At 72.7% G+C, this 19,340-nt stretch carries 20 protein-coding genes and 1 tRNA gene; 9 read left to right on the top strand and 12 right to left on the bottom strand.

Translation table 11 applies throughout. The annotated features are described in order from the left end of the window. Positions 1-220 precede the first annotated feature (220 nt). Together ASG94_RS11890 and ASG94_RS11885 are read left to right on the top strand one after the other, a co-directional pair. The gene (locus ASG94_RS11890) at positions 221-760 is read left to right on the top strand and encodes a toxin-antitoxin system HicB family antitoxin (protein ID WP_056927242.1); all 540 of its coding nucleotides are present in this window, start codon (positions 221-223) and stop codon (positions 758-760) included. 95 nt (positions 761-855) lie between these two features. Beyond that, positions 856-1,677: a DUF4097 family beta strand repeat-containing protein gene (locus tag ASG94_RS11885; RefSeq protein WP_056926678.1), complete on the top strand. Its 822-nt coding sequence runs from the start codon at positions 856-858 to the stop codon at positions 1,675-1,677. A 143-nt stretch (positions 1,678-1,820) separates the two neighbouring features. Here ASG94_RS11885 and ASG94_RS11880 read toward each other — a convergent pair whose 3' ends face one another. The 7 genes from ASG94_RS11880 to dcd are packed head-to-tail and all read right to left on the bottom strand — an operon-like array spanning position 1,821 to position 8,061. Next, a complete protein-coding gene (locus ASG94_RS11880) occupies positions 1,821-2,810 on the bottom strand; it encodes a siderophore-interacting protein (protein ID WP_056926677.1) in 990 nt (329 codons plus the stop codon). Next, positions 2,807-3,643 carry an ABC transporter ATP-binding protein gene (locus tag ASG94_RS11875; RefSeq protein ID WP_056926676.1) on the bottom strand — a complete coding sequence of 279 codons (837 nt, stop codon included), beginning with the start codon at positions 3,641-3,643 and terminating at the stop codon, positions 2,807-2,809. The genes ASG94_RS11880 and ASG94_RS11875 overlap by 4 nt, the downstream gene beginning before the upstream one ends. Further along, positions 3,640-4,701, bottom strand: coding sequence for a FecCD family ABC transporter permease (locus tag ASG94_RS11870; protein WP_235537247.1), 1,062 nt, complete (start codon positions 4,699-4,701; stop codon positions 3,640-3,642). Before ASG94_RS11870 ends, ASG94_RS11875 begins: the two co-directional genes overlap by 4 nt. Further along, on the bottom strand, positions 4,698-5,741 hold the full coding sequence (locus ASG94_RS11865) for a FecCD family ABC transporter permease (protein ID WP_235537246.1): 1,044 nt from the start codon (positions 5,739-5,741) through the stop codon (positions 4,698-4,700). The genes ASG94_RS11870 and ASG94_RS11865 overlap by 4 nt, the downstream gene beginning before the upstream one ends. Further along, positions 5,738-6,796 (bottom strand): iron-siderophore ABC transporter substrate-binding protein, encoded by a 1,059-nt coding sequence (locus ASG94_RS11860; RefSeq protein ID WP_200958104.1) that lies wholly within the window; start codon positions 6,794-6,796, stop codon positions 5,738-5,740. Before ASG94_RS11860 ends, ASG94_RS11865 begins: the two co-directional genes overlap by 4 nt. 45 nt (positions 6,797-6,841) lie before the next feature. Then, positions 6,842-7,486 carry a Pr6Pr family membrane protein gene (locus tag ASG94_RS11855; protein ID WP_056926674.1) on the bottom strand — a complete coding sequence of 215 codons (645 nt, stop codon included), beginning with the start codon at positions 7,484-7,486 and terminating at the stop codon, positions 6,842-6,844. Next, positions 7,486-8,061 carry a dCTP deaminase gene (gene dcd, locus ASG94_RS11850; RefSeq protein ID WP_056926673.1) on the bottom strand — a complete coding sequence of 192 codons (576 nt, stop codon included), beginning with the start codon at positions 8,059-8,061 and terminating at the stop codon, positions 7,486-7,488. Before dcd ends, ASG94_RS11855 begins: the two co-directional genes overlap by 1 nt. A gap of 54 nt (positions 8,062-8,115) precedes the next feature. Between dcd and ASG94_RS11845 the strand changes: the two genes are divergently transcribed. From ASG94_RS11845 to ASG94_RS11830, 4 genes are all read left to right on the top strand, one after another. Further along, the gene (locus ASG94_RS11845; protein ID WP_056926672.1) at positions 8,116-8,877 is read left to right on the top strand and encodes an SGNH/GDSL hydrolase family protein; all 762 of its coding nucleotides are present in this window, start codon (positions 8,116-8,118) and stop codon (positions 8,875-8,877) included. 83 nt (positions 8,878-8,960) lie between these two features. Next, a tRNA-Gly gene (locus ASG94_RS11840) sits at positions 8,961-9,036 on the top strand. A 373-nt stretch (positions 9,037-9,409) separates the two neighbouring features. Beyond that, complete coding sequence (locus ASG94_RS11835; protein WP_156411562.1) at positions 9,410-10,708, top strand: C39 family peptidase; 1,299 nt, start codon at positions 9,410-9,412, stop codon at positions 10,706-10,708. Further along, complete coding sequence (locus ASG94_RS11830; RefSeq protein ID WP_056926670.1) at positions 10,708-11,808, top strand: hypothetical protein; 1,101 nt, start codon at positions 10,708-10,710, stop codon at positions 11,806-11,808. The genes ASG94_RS11835 and ASG94_RS11830 overlap by 1 nt, the downstream gene beginning before the upstream one ends. On the opposite strand, the gene ASG94_RS11825 is transcribed toward ASG94_RS11830, so the two are convergent. Continuing rightward, entirely contained in the window at positions 11,805-12,809 is a 1,005-nt protein-coding gene (locus ASG94_RS11825; RefSeq protein ID WP_056926669.1) for an App1 family protein, read from the bottom strand. The two genes, ASG94_RS11830 and ASG94_RS11825, sit on opposite strands and share 4 nt — an antisense overlap. A 38-nt stretch (positions 12,810-12,847) precedes the next feature. On the opposite strand from ASG94_RS11825, the gene ASG94_RS11820 reads away from it, so the two are divergent. Continuing rightward, positions 12,848-13,471: a DUF2461 domain-containing protein gene (locus ASG94_RS11820; RefSeq protein ID WP_056926668.1), complete on the top strand. Its 624-nt coding sequence runs from the start codon at positions 12,848-12,850 to the stop codon at positions 13,469-13,471. 6 nt (positions 13,472-13,477) lie between these two features. Here the strand turns inward: ASG94_RS11820 and ASG94_RS11815 are convergent, their stop codons facing one another. Together ASG94_RS11815 and ASG94_RS11810 are read right to left on the bottom strand one after the other, a co-directional pair. Then, entirely contained in the window at positions 13,478-14,263 is a 786-nt protein-coding gene (locus ASG94_RS11815; protein ID WP_056926667.1) for a hypothetical protein, read from the bottom strand. After that, positions 14,263-14,790, bottom strand: a complete 528-nt coding sequence (locus tag ASG94_RS11810; RefSeq protein WP_056926666.1) for a SigE family RNA polymerase sigma factor — start codon at positions 14,788-14,790, stop codon at positions 14,263-14,265. The genes ASG94_RS11815 and ASG94_RS11810 overlap by 1 nt, the downstream gene beginning before the upstream one ends. A gap of 143 nt (positions 14,791-14,933) precedes the next feature. On the opposite strand from ASG94_RS11810, the gene ASG94_RS11805 reads away from it, so the two are divergent. Beyond that, positions 14,934-15,527: a hypothetical protein gene (locus ASG94_RS11805; protein WP_056926665.1), complete on the top strand. Its 594-nt coding sequence runs from the start codon at positions 14,934-14,936 to the stop codon at positions 15,525-15,527. A 147-nt stretch (positions 15,528-15,674) separates the two neighbouring features. Here ASG94_RS11805 and ASG94_RS11800 read toward each other — a convergent pair whose 3' ends face one another. Together ASG94_RS11800 and ASG94_RS11795 are read right to left on the bottom strand one after the other, a co-directional pair. After that, on the bottom strand, positions 15,675-16,133 hold the full coding sequence (locus tag ASG94_RS11800) for an RrF2 family transcriptional regulator (RefSeq protein WP_056926664.1): 459 nt from the start codon (positions 16,131-16,133) through the stop codon (positions 15,675-15,677). A gap of 82 nt (positions 16,134-16,215) precedes the next feature. Beyond that, positions 16,216-17,115: a sulfite exporter TauE/SafE family protein gene (locus tag ASG94_RS11795; RefSeq protein ID WP_056926663.1), complete on the bottom strand. Its 900-nt coding sequence runs from the start codon at positions 17,113-17,115 to the stop codon at positions 16,216-16,218. Between the two features lie 261 nt (positions 17,116-17,376). Between ASG94_RS11795 and ASG94_RS11790 the strand changes: the two genes are divergently transcribed. After that, positions 17,377-19,251, top strand: a complete 1,875-nt coding sequence (locus tag ASG94_RS11790) for an acyl-CoA dehydrogenase (protein ID WP_056926662.1) — start codon at positions 17,377-17,379, stop codon at positions 19,249-19,251. The last annotated feature ends 89 nt before the right edge of the window (positions 19,252-19,340 follow it).

Here is a 19,340-nt window from a genome sequence, read left to right as displayed (position 1 = left end):
GCCGCGTTCGGCATTTCCTGGCGCCAGCTCCGTAAGCGGGGCGCGTAGACACGCGGACACAACTACAGCGAGACCCGTCCGCCACGCCTGCGCTCCGTCGTACGACGGGGGTTGTGTCCGCGTGTCTACGCACCGGCCCACGGGCCACGGCACCACCCGGGTGCAGCGTGACATCAGAAACCTCTTGCCATGACGTCACCGTGATGTCATAGTGATGCGCATGGACATCACGCCGTACGTCGACAGCCTCCGCCGCGACCTCCTGGCCGCCGCCGAGGCCGGTGGCGACGAGGCCCGCCAGGTGGCCGAGCGCCTCAGCTACGCGCTGGACGCCAGCGCCCGCCTCGCGATCATGGAGGCCATCTCCCAGGCCGCTGCCGAGATCAGCACCGAGCTCCCGCAGGGTGGCGTCGACGTACGCCTCGCCGGTCGCGAGCTCGACTTCGTCGTCGAGGTGGCCCCCACGGGCGCGGTGCCCGCACCGCCGGCACCCCCGGTCCCGCCCCGTCCCGAGGAGGTGGAGGAGGGCGACCTCGCCCGCATCACCCTCCGCATCCCCGAGTCGATCAAGACCCGCGCCGAGGAAAAGGCCGCCACCAGCGGGCAGAGCCTCAACACCTGGCTGGTCTCGGTGATCCGGGCCGCGACCTCCGACCACGCGATCAACGTCGACATCGACCTCTCGAGCATCCCGTTCTTCGGCCACGACCCCTTCAAGGGAGGCAACCGCGGCAACCGCCGCATGACCGGCTGGCTCTGAGGAGCACGCCCGGACAGCACCGCAACTTCCGTCAGGCGCCACGACGGTCCAGCACCCAGGCTGGACCGTGGGCCGAGCACACCCTGGAGACACCCATGGAACACACCTTCGACACCCCCGACCCCATCGAGCTGTACGTCGAGCTCGGCAAGGGTCGCCTCGACGTCACCGCCACCACCACCGACGTCACCACCGTCACGATCACCGGGGACCACCCCGAGGAGGTCGTCGTCGAGCAGCGCGACGGCCAGGTCGCCGTGGTGGTGCCTCGCACGACCGGCTTCCTCACCGGCGGCAGCCGTCGCTACGACGTCACCGTCACCGTGCCCACGGACAGCGCCCTGGCGCTGCGGACCGGCAGCGCCGACGTCCGGGCCGAGGGCGAGTACGGCGCCACCTGGGCGCACGTCGGCAGCGGCGACCTCTCCGTCGAGCTGGTCACCGGCCCGCTCGAGGTGCAGGCCGGCAGCGGCGACCTGCGGTTCACCGAGCTGCGCGGCGAGGGCCGCGTCAAGAGCGGCTCGGGCGACGTCCGGATCGGGCGCGTCGGCGCGGCGCTGACCCTCTCCACCGGCAGCGGCGACGTCACCGTCGAGTCGGTCGCCGGCAGCCTCGCCGTCAAGACCGGGTCCGGGGACGTGCGGGTGGGCGAGAGCGCCGACGACCTGTCCTTCTCCACCGGCAGCGGCGACCTCCAGGTCGACCTGGCCCGCCGCGGCCGCTTCACCGTCAAGGGGGCCAGCGGCGACGTGCGGCTGGGCATCCCCGCCGGCACCCCCGTCTGGACCGACATCACCACCGTCACCGGCCGCATCCACAGCGACCTCGGCGGCACCGGCGAGCCGGCCGAGGGCCAGGACCACGTCGAGGTCCGGGCCCAGGTCGCCACCGGCGACATCACCCTCCAGCAGCGCTGATCACCATCCGAGCGACACGACCACGAAGGAGCACGCCATGTACGGAACCACCGAGATCGAGATGATCGCCCGTCACCACCGCGACCAGCGGCGCCGCGAGGCCGCCCGACGCTGGACCCGCAAGGCCTGATCCACCCCCGGAGTCAGGACCCCATGGAGACGCCCCGGCGCCAGTAGCCCATGAACGCCACCTGGCTCCGGTCCATCCCCAGGCCCTTCACCAGGTGGCGCCGCAGGCCGGTGACCACCGCGGACTCCCCCGCGATCCACGCGTAGAGGCCGTCGAGCCGGAGTCCTGGGCCCGTCGAGGGGTCGTCCCCGACGGCCCCGGAGGCGGCGGCGATCTCCTCGCCCGAGGACGAGTACGACGGGGTCTCCCACAGGTCCGGGTCCACCTCCTCCGGCTCGACCTCCACGACGGCGCCCGGGGTGCCGAGGTGGGCCACCACCGCGGCGTGCAGCCGCTCCCCGAGCGGCGCCCCGTGGCGGGGCAGCCAGGTCACCGACACCCCGTCGGGACGACGTACGTCGAGCACGTCCCCGGCCTCGGGGACCTCGAGGAAGACGGCGCCGGTGGCCGAGCCCGGCAGCTGCTCCAGGACCGCGCACACCGCCGGCACCGCCGTCTCGTCGCCCACCAGGAGCAGCTCCGCACCCGGAGCGGGGGTGAACTCGATCCCCCCGAACGGGAAGCCGCGTCGCGGCGCCACCAGCACCACCCGGTCCCCCGGTACGGCCCGGGCGGCCCACACCGACCCCGGCCCGACGGCGTCGCCCTCGAGGTGCAGCACGATGTCCACCACCAGGGTCGTGGCCTCGCCGGAGCCGCGGACGTCGCGGATCGTGTAGGTGCGCATGTGGCCGCGCTCGGAGGCCGGTCGGGTCGTCCACGTGGACAGCCACGACTCGTCCACGTCGTCGACCGAGGTCAGTCCCCCCGTGACCGGATCGGGCAGGACCAGCTTGATGCGCTGGTCGTGGCGTGGGCCGGCGACGCCGTACTCAGCCAACGCCGGGCCGCCGAGCTCGACCCGCACGAACGACGGGCTGAGGCGCTCGACCGCGACGACCTCGACCTCGCAGAACAGCAACGGCAGGGCGGAGCCCACGGGGCGGTCGATCACGGGGCTCATCGGTTCTCCTGGGTGGTGGGGCGGAGGTGGCGGCCCACGGGGACCACCAGCGGGGTGTGCGAGACGGGGTCGTCGATCACCCGGTTGTCGAGGCCGAAGACCTCGCGGACGACCTCCTCGGTGACCACCTCGCCGGGGGTGCCCTCGGCGACGACCCGGCCGTCCCGCAGGGCGACGAGGTGGTCGGCGTACCGGGCCGAGAGGTTGAGGTCGTGCAGCACCATGACGATCGTGGTGCCGCGGCGGGCGTTGAGCTCGGCGAGCAGGTCGAGCATCTCGACCTGGTGCGCGACGTCGAGGTACGTCGTCGGCTCGTCGAGGAGGAGCAGGTCGGTGCCCTGCGCGAGCGCCATGGCGATCCACACGCGTTGCCGCTGGCCGCCCGAGAGCTCGTCGACGACCCGGTCGGCGAGCCCGAGGGTGTCGGTGAGCGCGAGCGCCTCGGCCACCGCCTCGTCGTCGGCGGCGGTCCAGCGCCGGAACGCGCCGTGGTGCGGGTGCCGTCCGCGACCGACGAGGTCGACGACGGTGACGCCCTCGGGGGCGACCGGGTTCTGGGGCAGCAGGCCCAGGACCCGGGCCACCTGCCGGGTGGGCCGGCGGTGGATCGCCTCGCCGTCGAGGAGCACCGCCCCGGACCGCGGCCGCAGCAGGCGGGCGAGCCCGCGCAGCAGGGTCGACTTGCCGCAGGCGTTGGCCCCGACGATGACGGTGACCCGGCCGTCGGGGATGCGGAGGTCGAGGTCGTCGACGACGGCGTGCTCGGCGTATCCCAGGGACAGGCCGGAGGCCGTCAGGCGTGAGGTGGCTGGGCTGGTGGGGGTGGCGGTCATGCCGCCCTCCTTCCGGTGCGGCCGCTCGCGAGCAGCCAGAGCAGGAACGGCGCACCGACGGCGCCGGTGACGACACCGACCGGCAGGTTGGTGTCCGGGATCAGGTAGTCGGCGACGTAGTCGGCCGAGACGACGACGAGCGCACCGGTGAGCGCGGCGCCGAGGACCGTCGTGCGCCCGCCGTTGAGCGCCCGGGCGATCGGCCCGGCCAGGAACGAGACGAAGGCGATCGGCCCCGCGGCGGCGACGGCCACCGCGACGAGCACCACCCCCATCAGCAGGAGCAGCTCGCCGCGGGTCCGGGAGACGCCGAGCCCCGCGGCGGTGTCGTCGCCGAGCTCGCTGGCGCGCAGGGACCGGCACAGCCACCACGTGGCAGGCAGCAGCACCGCCAGCGCGACGGCGAGCAGGCGGATGGTCGGCCAGGCGACCCCGTTGACGCTGCCGGTCAGCCACCGCAGCACCAGCTGGGCGTCGTACTCGTCGACGCGCGTGAACACGTACTGGATGACCGACTGCATCGCTGCCGCGAGGCCGATGCCGACCAGGACCAGCCGATGCCCACCGTGCGGGCCGGCGACGAGCCGCACGACGAGGGCCACCGTGATCGCACCGACGACGGCGACCGCGGACACGGACAGGCCCTGCCACCCCCACAGCGCGATGGCGACGACGGCCGTGGCGCTCGCGCCCAGGCTGACGCCGATGATGTCGGGGCTGGCCAGCGGGTTGCGCAGCGTCGTCTGGAACAGCGCGCCCGCCGCCCCGAAGGCCACGCCGGCGAGCAGCGCGAGCACGGCCCGCGGCAGCTTGCTCTCCATCAGGATGTACGTCGCGCCGGGGATGTCGGTGCCGGTGACGATCCGCACGAAGTCGGGCACGGTGATCGTGTAGTCGCCGAGCAGCACCCGGGCGGCGAAGGCCGCGAGCAGCGCCCCGGCCAACCCGGTGACGACGAGCGCGGAGCGACGACGCGGCGTACGACGGGCGGCGCGGACGACGGCGACCGCGTCGCCGTCCTGCTCCGTGGTCACCCGTCGGGTCAGCACCGTGGTCACAGCGCCCCGCTCCCGGAGCGGCCCCGGCGGACGAGCACGAGGAAGACGGGTACGCCGACCACGGCCGCCATCACGCCGACCTGGACCTCGGCGGGCGGCAGGACCACCCGGCCGAGCGTGTCGGCGAGGACGACGAGGGCCGCCCCGCCGAGCGCGGCCAGGGGCAGCAGGCGCGCGTGGTGCGAGCCGACGAGGCTGCGCACGGCGTGCGGCACCACGAGGCCCACGAAGGCCACCGGGCCGGCCAGCGCCGTCGCGGTGCCGGCGAGCAGCACGACGGCGACGCCGAGGACGACCCGGTCGAGCGCCGTACGACGCCCCAGGCCGCGAGCGAGATCGTCGCCGAGGGCCAGGGTGTCGAGCAGCCGGGCGCCGGCGAGCGCGAGGATGCCGCCGGCCAGCAGGAACGGCGCCCCGGTGAGCAGCACCTCCAGGTCACGACCCCCGATGGTGCCGACCTGCCAGTAGCGGAAGGTCTCCATGGTCTGCCGGTCGACCAGGAGCACCCCGGTGGTCCAGCTGGTCACGGCCGCAGTGAGGGCGGCGCCGGCGATGGCGAGCTTGACGGGGGTCGCCCCGTCACGTCCGAGCGAGGCGATGACGTGGACCAGCACGGCGGCCACCGCGGCACCCAGGAAGGCGACCCACAGGAAGTCGCGCAGCTCGGAGACGCCGAAGACGGACAGGCCGACCACCATCGCGAAGCTGGCGCCGGCGTTGATGCCCAGGATCCCGGGGTCGGCCAGCGGGTTGCGGGTGAGGCCCTGCAGCACGGCCCCGGCGAGCGCGAGGGCCGCGCCCACCGCCAGTCCCAGCAGGGTGCGGTCGACCCGGGCCCGGGAGACGTTGTGCAGCGGGTGGGACCCGTCCCAGATCGCGGCGAGCGGGACCGGGCGCGCGCCCACCACGACCGAGAGGACGCACGCCATCGCGACCGCGCCGAGGAGCAGGACGGTCACGGTCGGTGTGCCGAGGCGGCGCGGGGACCGGCCCCCGTGGCCGGCCTCCGCCCTGCGCTCGAGGACGGGTGTGGAGGTCACGCGCCGTTGACCGCCTCGACGACCTTCGGGATGAAGGTGTCGATGATGACCGGGATGGAGAGCGGGGTCGGGTTGGTCGAGGCCATCGCGACCTCCTTGCTCGACTCGGCGTAGAAGTGACCCGAGGCGATCGCCGGGATCTGGCCGAGCAGGTTGTCGTCGACGAAGGTCTGCGCGTCGCCGGGCTTCTCCACCCAGGTGAGGAGCACGTCGGAGTCCAGCTCGGAGGCGCGCTCGGCCGAGACGGTGCCGTAGAACTCGCCCTCCTTGATCGCGCCGTCGACCGCGGGCGCGTCGACCATGCCGAAGTCGCGCAGCAGGGCGACCCGCGGGTCGGCCGGGGCGTAGATGCCCACGGTCGAGAGGTCGGCCGGGGTGAGGTAGCCGTAGATGAGCGAGGCCCCGTCGAGCTCGGGGTTGTCCTGCTTCGCGGTCGCGATGGCGGCTTCGGTCTCGTCGGTGACCTCGGCGGCGAGGTCGCTGCGACCGAGGGCCTCGCCGACCATCTCCAGCGACGTCTGCCACGGGGTGGTCCAGGGGAACTCCGGGTAGGCGACGACCGGCGCGATCTTGCTGAGCTTGGTGTACTCCGCCTCGGTGATGCCGGAGTTGGTGGCCAGGATGACGTCGGGCTCGAGCTGGGCCACCGCGTCGATCGGGGCGCCGTCGGAGTCGTCGTACCGGACCGGCGCCTCGGCACCGGCCTCCTCCAGCGCGGCGTCGAACCAGTCGGACGACCCGGCGTCGTTGCCGCCCCAGGTCAGCTTGGTGGCACCGACCGGGACGACCCCGAGGGCCAGGGCGTGGTCCTGGTCGGTCCAGCCGAGGGTGGCGACCCGGGTGGGCTCCTCCTCGATGGTCGTCTCGCCGAAGGCGTGCTCGATGGTGACCGGGAAGGCGTCGGCCTCCGCCGAGGTGGTGGCGGTGGGCTCGTCCGCCGCCGCGTCGCCCGAGGTGGAGCCGGTGCTGCAGCCGGTCAGGAGCGCAGCGGCCAGGCCGAGCGTCGTCGCGGCGAGCGAGGTGCGCAGGGAGGCGCGGTTCATGGGGATCTCCATCTAGTGAGGCAAGCCTTATTGAGGCAAGCCTAACTTAGGTTCCCCTTACTTGAGCTGCAGGGTCCGTCCCAGCCGATCGTCGAGCTTCCACGCCGCCGCCGCGAGGGCCACGAAGAGCACGGCGATGCCGAGGCAGGCGACCGCCACCGCGGCGTACCCCTGGTCGTCGACGTCCAGGAACGGATAGGGGTAGAAGCCGGTGACGGCGCCGCGCACGAGCGTGTAGGCGAGCCAGGCCACCGGGAAGACCAGGGCGGCGAGGACGTCACGCCCCCGGACCCGGCCCCGCGGCCCGAACGCGACCCAGCCGACGACGGCGAGCAGCGGTACGACGACGTGGAGCAGCTTGTCGGCGAGGTAGTCCGCGCCGGAGAGGTCGAGGATCGGACGAAGCAGGAACCAGTGCACGACCCCGGTCACGGTGATGCCCACCAGCGAGGTCAGTCGCAGCACCCGCCACCCGGTGTCGTCTCCGTCGCGCGCCAGCGCGAGCGTCCAGGTGACGACCGCGACCAGGATGTTGGACAGGATCGTGAAGTAGCCGATGAAGCGGACCAGCCGCTCCCCCAGCGCCGGCGGCTCCACGTCGTCGAGGACGGCATTGCCGTGCCACACCAGGACCAGCTGGAAGAGCACGGCACCGGTCGCGACGACGGCCGTGACGAGGTGCCACCCGCGACCGCGGTCCATCAGATCGGGGTGCGGTGGAAGTTCTGGAAGGAGCGGCTCGGCGTGGGCCCGCGCTGGCCCTGGTAGCGGGAGCCGTACTTCTCCGAGCCGTAGGGGTGCTCGCTCGGCGAGGTGAGCCGGAAGAAGCAGAACTGGCCGATCTTCATGCCCGGGTAGAGCTTGATCGGCAGGGTCGCGACGTTGGCCAGCTCGAGGGTCACGTGGCCGCTGAAGCCCGGGTCCACGAAGCCGGCGGTCGCGTGGGTGAGCAGGCCGAGACGGCCCAGCGAGCTCTTGCCCTCGACGCGCGCGGCGATGTCGTCGGGCAGGCTGACGACCTCGTACGTCGAGCCCAGCACGAACTCGCCCGGGTGCAGGATGAACGGGTCGTCCCCCTCGGGCTCGACCTCGCGAGTGAGGTCCGACTGGTCCGCGGCGGGGTCGATGTGCGGGTACTTGTGGTTCTCGAAGACCCGGAAGAACCGGTCGAGCCGCACGTCGATGCTCGACGGCTGGAGCATCGCGGGGTCCCACGGGTCGAGGGCGATCCGGCCCTGGTCGATCTCGGTGATGATGTCGCGGTCGGAGAGCAGCACGGGGGCAGCCTAGGGCCTGCGCGGGAGCCGCGACCGGGTCTGGACAATGGTCGGGTGACCTTCCACCGCTTCGTCGCCCTCGGCGACTCCTTCACCGAGGGCGTCGGCGACCCCGACCCCACCCGCCCCAACGGCCTGCGCGGCTGGGCCGACCGGGTGGCCGAGGTGCTCGCCACCCGCACCGACGACTTCGGCTACGCCAACCTCGCGATCCGCGGGCGCAAGCTGCCGGCCATCCTCGAGGAGCAGCTCGAGCCCGCGCTGGCGCTCGAGCCGGACCTGATCACGATCCACGGGGGCGGCAACGACATCCTGCGACCGCGCGTCGACGTCGACGCCCTCGTCGCGGCGTACGACGACGCCATCGGCCGCCTCGTCGCGAGCGGTGCCCGGGTGGCGATGTTCACGGTGTTCGACCCCGGCCCGACCGGGGTCTTCGCCGCCATGCGCGGCCGCTTCGCCCTCTTCAACGAGGGGGTCCGCGAGATCGCCGACCGGCACGACGTCACCCTCGTCGACATGTGGCGGATGCGCGACGCCGACCTCTCGCTGATCATGGACACCGACCGGATGCACCTCAACGCGGCCGGGCACGAGGACATGGCGCGGCGCGTCCTCGACGCCCTCGGGATCGACCACGACCTCGTGCCCGTCAACCCCGAGCCGCGTCCGCTGCTCGGTCGCCGCGAGCAGGCCGTCGAGCACGCACGGTGGACCCGTGAGTTCCTCGCACCCTGGATCCACCGCCGGATCACCGGTCGCTCGTCGGGGGACTCGGTCTCGCCCAAGCGCCCGACCCTGGCGCCGGTCGAGTAAACCGCCTGCCCCGCCCCGACTCGCCCCGCTCCGCGCCGGTCGCGGGGCCTGCGCCGGTGTCGGGTACGATTCCGGCGCATCCTGCGGATGTAGCTCAGTTGGTAGAGCGCGACCTTCCCAAGGTCGATGTCGCGAGTTCGAGTCTCGTCATCCGCTCCAGTTCAGTTCTTCGGTCTTCCATGCAGGCCCCGTCCGGATCCGATTCCGGCGGGGCCTTCGCCGTTCCCGGGGTAGTCCGTGACGATCGGACCCTCCCGAGCCCCGATTCGGGGTCCGTTCGTCACGGACTACCGAAGTTCCGGCGGGAGCCAGCGCCATTCCGGGGTAGTTGGGGACGAATCGGTAGGCGTTCGGCCCGATTTCCCCACCAGAACGTCCCAAACTACGCAGCGGAAGCGAATGACATGGATGTAATTCACCGCATGTCGCTCCCGTGTTTCTCGTGTGACGGATGAGAAACTTGCGCCTTTTGTGATCAGAGGGGACAGTGTGACGACCCCCGTCACTGCTCCTGATCGAGGTCGTCCCCGTCATGCCCTTCTCGGATCCCACCCCCGCAGCCCCTCGCCGTACGACGCCCTCCGCAGTGCGGCGGACGCCCGGACGCGCCGTCGCCGCGGGCCTCGGGGCCCTCGTCCTCCTCGCCGCCGGCGCTCCTGCGCTGCCGGCCGCCAGCGGCGCCTCCGCCTCGGCGTCGCAGGCCACCACCGCGCTGCGGACCAGTAGCACGGCCGGTCCCGGCGTCGTCACCCCGGAGATGCAGGCCGAGATCGACCGCGTCGTCCGGGAGGGACTGAGCGCCCGCGTCCCCGCCGGCGCCTCGACCCGCACGCTCGCGGACGCGGCCGCCCGCTGCGCGACCTTCGACGGCCAGCGCTACTGCCTGGGCACCGGCTGGACCACCTCGACCGAGCGCGAGGTGGCGGCCCGGATGGCCGCCGGCACCCCGGCCGGCCGCGAGCGCACGGGCGACCTCGACCCCGCGACCGCCCTGCGCCAGCAGGCCCGCATGACGCCCACCGCCCGCGCGGCCGCCGAGCGCCTCGAGCTGACCGCCGCCGCCAAGTCGGTGGCCAAGGTCTGGCTGCTGCGCCACGAGATCCAGGGCGTGCCGCTGCCCGCCGACTTCGCCCAGCGCCACCCCGAGGCACTGGCCTCCACCCAGGCCCGCGACACCACGACCACCGGGACCACGACGACCAGCACGACCGCGACCACCGCCGCCGTGGCCCCGGCTGCCCCGAGCCCCAAGACCGCGGCGGACTACCCCGAGACCTTCCAGATCCTCAAGCAGAAGCAGGTCCGCCCGCAGCAGCGCTACTACTGGTGCGGCCCGGGCGCGATGCAGATGATCGCGTGGGGCTGGGACGGCAGCCGCCGCAACCAGGCCCACTGGGCCGGCGAGCTGGGCACCACGAGCGCGGGCACCTCGATCACCGCGATGGTGCAGACGGTCAACGAGTCCACCGGCTGGGGCGGCGCGGACTACGCGGGCGAGTACATCGTGCTCGACATCGGCGACTTCACCTTCAAGCAGTGGTATTTGCTGATGATGAAGCACGTCCACGACTACCGCGCCCCCGTCGTGCTGCACCCGATCCTGCTGAAGCAGTACTACCCCTACCTCGACGACGACGCCTCCGGCCACTTCCAGGTCGGCCGCGGCTTCGACCAGAACCCCGGTGGTCGGCCCAAGCTCGGCTACTTCGAGCCGTGGGACCAGAGCAAGTTCGACCCCTCCGAGCCGCGGATCGCCCGCACCCAGTGGCAGAACGCCTACAAGAGCTTCCGGGCCAACCAGGCGCACTTCCAGCACAACGTCGGCGTCTGATGGCCCGTACGACGCTCGCGGCGGCCGTGCTCGTCGTCCTTGCCGCATCGCTCGTGGCGTGCGGGGACGACGCGAACGCCCCGGACGGCACCGACGGCTCGACGAGCCCGACCTCGCAGCCCAGCGAACAGCCCGGCGAGCCGACGAGCGAGTCCACCGCGCCGGCCGACCCCGGCACCGGTCCTCTCGACTGGCAGTCGACCGGCCACAGCCCGGAGGACCGGGTCGTGCGGGCCGCGGCGTGGACCGCGGTGGCCACCGAGAACGCCGTGACCTTCGAGCCGACCGGCGACGGTGAGCCCGTCGTCGTACCCGCCGTCGAGGGCCGCAGCGTGGACGCGGTGCTCCTCGAGGGCGACGCCGCGGTCGTGTCCTTCGCCGCGGGCGGCGAGACCCCGTCCGGCGCGGCCGTCCGGGTCGACCTGGCCACGGGCACGAAGACCGGGATCGTCTCCCCCGAGCCGGCCAACGGCGGCTCCTGGGCGATGCACGACGACAGCCTCTGGTACCCCACGCTCGGCGAGGGCGGGGCCTACTGCCTCGCGACGCTGGCGGTGAGCGACGGCAACGGCGAGGACGGCTGGTGCGCCCCCGAGCGGACCGGCTTCAGCAACCTCACCGCGGGCGAGCACGGCGTCGGCCTGATGACCTTCGACGACACCCGTCCGGTCGCCTGTCGCACCGTCCACGTGCTCGACCAGGCCGGCGAGCCGCAGCCCGTCGACGGTCCGACCGAGTGCACGGCGTGGGACGTCGCGCCGACCTCGACCGGCGTCATCTGGTCGGAGGTGCCGCGCGAGCAGCGCCAGGAGGTGGCCCGCTTCAGCGCGAGCGTCGACGGTGAGGTGCAGGCCCTCGGCAAGGGCACCACCGGCACGCTCGTCCCCTGCGGCGGCGACGCGTTCTTCGTGCGCGACCCGGCGCGGCGTACCGACCCGGCCCGGCTCATGCGCTGGGACGGTGCCGCGCTGAGCGTGGTCTACGAGTCGGAGTCGACGGGCAACGCCTTCCTCGGCGAGCCCGAGTGCGCCGACGGCATCGTCACCCTCTCGTCCTTCGGCGAGGCCGGCGACGAGCAGGTGTGGGCCGAGGTCGGCTAGAGCAGACCGGCCAGCCGCTGGGCGAGCACGTGGCCGTCGGCTCCGCGCACCTCCGGGCGCCCGTGCGGCGCCGGGTCCTCGGGCAGCTCGGTCGGGGTGCCGTGCGCCAGCACCTGCTGACCCATCGGCAGCTCCCGCAGCGCGATCGCGCGCACCCTCTCCGGGTGCGCGCGGGCGAAGTCGGCGTAGATCACCGGGTCGCGCTGGCCGTCGTCCCCGACCAGCACCCAGCGGATCGCGGGGAAGTCCTCGACCAGACCGCGCAGGCACGCGTGCTTGTGCTCGCGCCCGCTGCGGAACCACCCGGTGTTGGTCGGCCCCCAGTCGGTCAGCAGCAGCGCTCCGCGCGGGAAGCCGTGGTGGGCGAGGAAGCGGGACAGCGCGCGGGCGGCGTTCCAGGGCCCCGTCGAGACGTAGACCGTCGGGGCGCCGGGGTGCTCGGCGAGCAGACCGGCGTAGAGCTCGGCCATGCCGGCCACCGGCGTGCGCGCCTCCTCGGCGAGCACGAAGGTGTTGTACGTCGCCAGCAGCAGCCGCGGCAGCCAGGTGGTGATGACCGTGTCGTCGATGTCGCTCACGATCCCGAAGTCGACGTCGCCGCCCACCACGAGGACCTCGGCCGAGCCCGGCACGGCGCCGGCGGTGGCGAGCCCGACGGTGTGCCGGCCGGGCGCCAGTCCGGCCGCCGGCAGGCGCACGTCGAGGATCCCCGAGCGGTCAGTGACGGCCTCGAACCTCTCCCCGGCCACTGTGACCGTGACGGCGACCCCGCCGAGCTCCGCGGTGAGGAAGTTGCGCCACCCGCGCCGCAGCTCGTTGGACCGCCCCGTGCGCTCGGCCGGTCGGTCCAGGACCACCCGGGCGAGCACGCGCACGAAGTCGGGGCCGCCGTAGCCGTCGTACCCCACGATCGTCGGGCGCCAGCCCCGCCGCGCGAGGACGCCGCCGAGGGCGCGGTTCCAGCGGTCCTCGACGACCGCTGCCAGGTGGGGCCTGCTCATGGCGCCCGAGTCTGGCAGAGATCGCTAGGGTCGGGCGGGTGAGCTTCACCGGATTCCCCGTCGCCGCGCTCGACTTCTACGACGACCTCGAGGTCGACAACACCAAGTCGTTCTGGGAGGCGCACCGCGCCGTGTGGACCGAGTCGGTCAAGGCGCCGATGACCGCGCTGGTGAGCGACCTCGAGGCGGAGTTCGGTGCCGCGAAGGTGTTCCGCCCCTACCGCGACGTGCGCTTCGCCAAGGACAAGACGCCGTACAAGACCCACCAGGGCGCCTTCGTGTCGGTCGCGCCGCACACCGGGTGGTACGTGCAGGTCTCCGCGGCGGGCGTGCGGACCAGCGCCGGGTTCTACAACGCCGAGGGCGCGCAGCTCGCCGCCTTCCGCACCGCGGTGGCCGAGGAGCGCAGGGGCACCGAGCTCGAGCGCATCCTGGAGGCGATCGCGGCCGAGGGCTACGAGATCACCGGCGAGCAGCTCAAGACCGCACCGCGCGGCTACGACCGCAAGCACCCGCGCATCGACCTGCTGCGGCGCAAGCAGCTCTTCGCCGGGCGCGACCTCGGCTTCGAGCCGGTGGTGCACACCCCCGAGCTGCTCGACCTGGTTCGCGACGACTGGCGCGCCACCCGGCCGCTGGTCGAGTGGCTCTCCCGGATCTGAGTCCACTCAGGCGTACCACGCGTCGCTGGTGGCCAGCGCCTCCAGCTCGGCCATCGTCAGCACCGGCTCGGGGGCGACCACGACGCCCTCCTTCTCGCCGGTGCTGTTGTACGCGATCACGTCGATCTGCCAGCCGTCGTGGGTGGCCAGGGTCAGTGACCGCTCGAGGAAGGTCGGCGGGACGCCGGTCCCGCCGGACTGATGTACGTCCTCGCGCAGCAGACGGGAGCCGTCGGGCAGCGTCGTGCAGTCGGGCTCGACGGCCGGCTGGCAGATGTGGCTCGGCGCCAGTGGTTGCCCGCCGTCCTCCACCACCAGCGGGTTGTTGTACCAACGGATGCGGAAGGAGACGAACCCACTGCGGACCGACCCGTAGAAGAGCCGGGGCAGGTCCTTCCCGGACCCGTCCACGAAGACCTCGTGCACGTCGCTTGCTCCGGTCATGTCCCGGATCGTCTGCGCCATCTCGTCCGGCGCCACCAGCGGCCGCAGGACATCGGCGGGCGGCGCGACGTCCGGGGACCCGGCGGTCGGGCCCGACGTGGCCGGCTGGACCGGCCGCGGGTCGCGGGCGGAGTCCACCTCACCGCCGAGCCGGGGCACGACGGCCGCCGCGGCGCCGACGACGCCGATCACGGCGACCGAGGCGACCGCCGCACCGATCCGGGCGCGGCGCCGGCGGGTGCGGCCGCGGGAGACGCCGCCGGCGACGAGCCGGTCGATGTCGGGCAGGGCGAGGTCGTCGGCGGTACGCCGCAGCAGCAGGTCGACGCCGTGGTCGGGGATGGTCATCAGGAGCCTCCGGACTCGATGAGGTCGTCGAGCGAGGTGCCCAGCACGGCACGCAGCCGGTCGAGCGCGCGCAGCGTGCGGTTGCGCACGGCCTGCCCGCTCACCCCGAGCGCGGCGGCGGTGTCGGCGACGGAGGTGTCGTCGAGGTACCGCATCACCAGCACGGCGCGATCCAGCGGCGCGAGCTGCTCGAGCGCGGCGGCGAGCGTGAGCCGGGTGGCCGCGCCCTCCGGGTGCTCGGCTCCGGTCGCGGCCTGCTCGGGCAGGTGCTCGGTCGGGCGTTCGTGGTTGCTGCGACGGCGCTGCGCACTGATGTAGGTGCGGACCAGCGCCGTGTGGGCGTAGGCGGCGGGGTTGTCGATCCCGCCCCCCAGCGGTCGGTGCCAGCGGACGAAGACCTTGGCCAGGGTGTCCTGGACGAGGTCCTCGGCGCGGTGGGCGTCCCCGCACAGCATCCAGGCAGACCGGTAGAGCTGGGGGGTCCGCGTGCGGGCGAACTCCTCGAACTCCTCGTGCCTGCGGGACATCTCGCTCCTCGGGTGGTTCGGCGTCACCCCTGGGACGCACTGAACCACCGTCGTTGTTGCACGTCGGGGAACTTCGCCGGCTCCCCCGCCGCCGTTGGACCTGCGTTCACCCGTACGACGGGCGCCTCCGCCACGGTGGGGCCATGGCCAAGCGCACCGTGTTCCTCCACGTCGGTCCTGCCGTCCCGGGGCTCGACGCGCCCCACGAGTCACTGCGGGACGACCCAGCCCTCGCCGCGGCGGGCGTCGTCCTCCCGGCGGTCGACCAGGACCTGCTGGATCGTGCCGACGTCGAGATCCGCCGGCGGCACCAGGCCTTCGGGCTGCGCCGCAAGGACGTGGAGGGCGCGTGGGCGAAGGTCTGCCGCAAGGCCTTCAAGGCGAAGCGGGACGTGCTCGTGTGCCAGCCGGGCCTCGCGGACGCCACCCCCGACCAGGTGGCCCTGGCGGTCGACGGGCTGATGGGGATGCGGCTGCACCTCGTGGTCACGCCTCCTGCCTTCGGCACCGCCGTCGACGGCGGGGCCGGCCTCGACGACGCGGCGGCGGACCTCGTGGGCGCCTGGGCGCCGTACGTCAGGAGGACCTCGCGGATCCACGTGCTGCCAGTGGACGCGTCCGTCACCTCCGCCGAGCTCGGGGCGCGCCTCGCCCGCCTCGTCGCGCGCGCCCGTCAGGCAGAGCACGAGCGTCGGCTGGCCAAGCTCGGCCGCCGGCGCCGCGACGTCGCTGCCTAGTGCGGCTGCCGCGCGTCGTCTCGGCCGTGAGCGAGGCGACCTCGTCCGGCACCGGCGCTGAAGTTCCACGCACCTGCGCGGAAGTTCAGGCTCGATCACCCTGGCAGGGCTGCACTTCCACGCACGTGCGTGGAAGTCCACGTCAGCTCAGTGCGGCTGCCAGGCGTCGTCGTCGGCCGTGAGCGAGGCGACCTCGTCCGGCAGGGTGCCGTCGGCGAGGTCCTGGATCGTCACCCGCTCGAAGACGCCGCGCAGCGAGCTGCGCGCGGCGATCCAGACGTGCTGAAGCACCTGCGCGGACTCGCCGTAGGCGACCGCCTCGGGCCGCAGGCCGTAGACCGACACGAGCGGGCCGTCGACGGCCCGGATGACGTCCGCGACGGTGACCGTCTCGGGACCGCGGGCGAAGCGCCATCCGCCCGACTGGCCGCGCTGGGACACGACGATGTCGGCCCGGCGCAGGTCGGCGAGGATGGCCTGGAGGAACCCGTGGGGGATGTCCTGGGCCTTGCCGAGCTGCTCCGCGCTCACCGCGGAGCCGTCGGCACGGACGGCGATCTCGATCAGCGCCCGGAGGGCGTAGTCGGCCTTGGCGGAGACGCGCATGGGAGCAGTTTGTCAGACAAGTCGCCCAACTCACTCCACGTCGGGCCCGAACTGTCCCGATCGGGCCCGACGTGGTCGGCGATCAGGCCGACGCGGGCTCCATCGGACGGTCGTCGGCGACCACGCGGGCGAGGCGCTCCTGCTTGACCGCCCAGGCGATGCCGGTCACCCACAGGGTGAAGATGACGGCCGCGGCCAGCGCCACGACGACGCCGCTGGCGCCGAGCGACTCGAGCACCGTCTTGGTGTTGGTGAGGACGATCAGGCCACCGGCCGCGACACCGAGGACGCGGGCGGCGAGGTGCTTGACCAGCCACGCGGCGATGGGCGCGGCGATGACGCCGCCGGCCAGCAGCGCCGCGGCGTACCCCCAGTTGATGCCCTGGCTGCCCAGGGCGAGGATGAAGCCGAGCGAGCCGCCGACGGCGACGACGAACTCCGAGGTGTCGATCGAGCCGACCACCTTGCGGGGCTCGAGGCGACCGCTGGAGAGCAGCGAGGTGGTGCCGACCGGGCCCCACCCGCCGCCACCGACGGCGTCGAGGGCACCGGCCACCAGGCCCATCGGGGCGAGGAAGCCGGCCGAGGGCCGCGCCTTGAACTGCGGGCGGCGACCACCCAGGCGCAGGAATCGGTAGATCACGTAGAGCCCGAGGCTCAGCAGGATCGTCGCGACGATCGGCTTGGCGATCGCGGCGTCGAGGTTGGACAGTGCCGTCGCGCCGAGGAAGGCGCCGACGAAACCGGGCACGGCGAGGATCGAGACGGTGCGCCAGTCGACGTTGCCGAGCTTGTGGTGCGAGGCACCCGAGACCAGCGAGGTGCCGATCTCGGAGAAGTGGACGGCGGCCGATGCCGCTGCCGGGGCGACACCGGCGGCGATCAGCAACGTGGAGGACGTGACCCCGTAGGCCATGCCCAGGGACCCGTCGATGAGTTGTGCGATGAGCCCGACGAAGCCGAGCACGATGAGCTTGCGCATGGAGGTGCGACCCTTCTTCTGCGTATGTCTAGTCAAAGGCTAGAGATACGTAATCAAGTGGGTCAAGTCATCGCGGCTGTGACCCGCCCCATGGACCCATCTGGGGCGTTCGTGTTGCGTGCGGCCGCTCGGCGAGGCATCATTTTGTTACTGACGAGTAGCAGCACGGGCTGCTCGTCGCCGGAACCGCTCCGCGGGGATGGCCACCACTGGACCGGATCCCCCGTCGGGACCGGTGCCCCGACACGGAATAGGTGGATCGTGAGCCACTACAAGAGCAACCTGCGCGACATCGAGTTCAACCTCTTCGAGGTGCTCGGCCGCGACGAGGTCCTGGGCCAGGGGCCCTTCGCCGACATCGACGGCGAGACCGCGCGCGAGATCCTCGCCGAGGTGGCCCGCCTGTCGCGTGACGACCTCGCCGAGTCGTACGTCGACAGCGACCGCAACCCGCCGGTCTTCGACCCCGAGACGCACACGGCCCCCGTGCCCGAGTCCTTCAAGAAGAGCTACCAGGCCTGGATGGACGCCGAGTACTGGCGCCTCCAGATCCGCGAGGAGCTCGGCGGGACCCCCGCGCCCTCCTCCCTCGTGTGGGCCATGGGCGAGATGGTGCTGGGCGCCAACGCCCCCGTGTGGATGTACGCCGCGGGCCCGCCGTTCGCCGGCGTCGTCTACAACAACGGCAACGAGCGCGACCAGCGCGTCGCCGAGATCATGGTCGAGCGTCAGTGGCCCTGCACCATGGTGCTGACCGAGCCCGACGCGGGCTCCGACGTCGGGGCCGGCCGCACCAAGGCCACCCCCAACGAGGACGGCTCCTGGAACGTCACCGGCGTCAAGCGCTTCATCACCTCGGCCGAGGGCGGCCTCAGCGACAACACCATGCACCTCGTCCTCGCCCGCCCCGAGGGCGTCGAGGGCGCCGGCGGACCGGGCACCAAGGGCCTGTCGCTGTTCTGGATGCCGACCTACCACTTCGACCACCAGACCGGTGAGCTCACCGGCGAGCGCAACGGCGTCTACGTCACCAACGTCGAGCACAAGATGGGCATCAAGGTCTCCAACACCTGCGAGGTCACCTTCGGCGACCCGCAGGTCGGCGGCGGCGAGCCGGCACGCGGCTGGCTGCTCGGCGAGGTCCACAACGGCATCGCCCAGATGTTCGACGTCATCGAGAACGCCCGGATGATGGTCGGCACCAAGGCCATCGCCACGCTCTCGACCGGCTACCTCAACGCCCTCGAGTACGCCAAGGACCGCGTCCAGGGCGCCGACCTCACCCAGGCCGCCGACAAGACCGCGCCGCGCGTGACGATCACGCACCACCCCGACGTACGCCGCTCGCTGATGACGCAGAAGTCGTTCGCGGAGGCCATGCGCGCCCTGGTGCTCTACACCGCGACCTGGCAGGACCGGGTCATGGTCGCCGAGCACGCCGGCGAGAAGGACGAGCTGGCCGCCGCGGTCAACGACCTGCTGCTGCCCATCGTCAAGGGCTACGGCTCCGAGCGCTCGTGGGTCCTGCTGGGCACCGAGTCGCTGCAGACCTTCGGCGGCTCCGGCTTCCTCCAGGAGTACCCGGTCGAGCAGTACGTCCGTGACGCCAAGATCGACACCCTCTACGAGGGCACCACGGCGATCCAGGGCCAGGACTTCTTCTTCCGCAAGATCGTCAAGGACCAGGGCCGCGCGCTGGGCCACCTGGCGAAGGAGATCGAGGGCTTCATCGCCTCCGAGGCCGGCAACGGTCGCCTCAAGAACGAGCGGGCCCTGCTCGCGACCGCGCTCGAGGACGCCAACGCCATCGTCGGTCACATGATCAACGACCTGATGTCGGCCGACGCCTCCTCCGAGAACGGCGACCTGCGCAACATCTACAAGGTGGGGCTCAACACCACCCGCCTGCTGATGGCGCTCGGCGACGTCGTGTGCGCCTGGTTGCTGCTGCGCCAGGCCGAGGTCGCGCTGGGCAAGCTGGGCGGCGACCCCGGCAAGGACACCGCGTTCTACGAGGGCAAGGTCGCGGCGGCGCAGTTCTTCGCGCAGACCAACCTGCCCCGGATCACCGCCGAGCGGGCCATCGCGGAGGGCACCGACCTCTCGCTGATGGACCTCGACGAGGCCGCGTTCTGATCCAGGGCCTCGCCTCCGGTGGTTGAGGTGCGAGGAGCGCCAGCGACGAGCCTCGAAACCCGCGTTGACGTGTGGTTTCGAGGCTCGCT

The organism is Nocardioides sp. Soil805 (genome assembly GCF_001429625.1).
Lineage (GTDB): Bacteria > Actinomycetota > Actinomycetes > Propionibacteriales > Nocardioidaceae > Nocardioides.
Note: the sequence above shows the minus strand (reverse complement) of the source record. Positions and strands in the feature narration are given on the sequence as shown.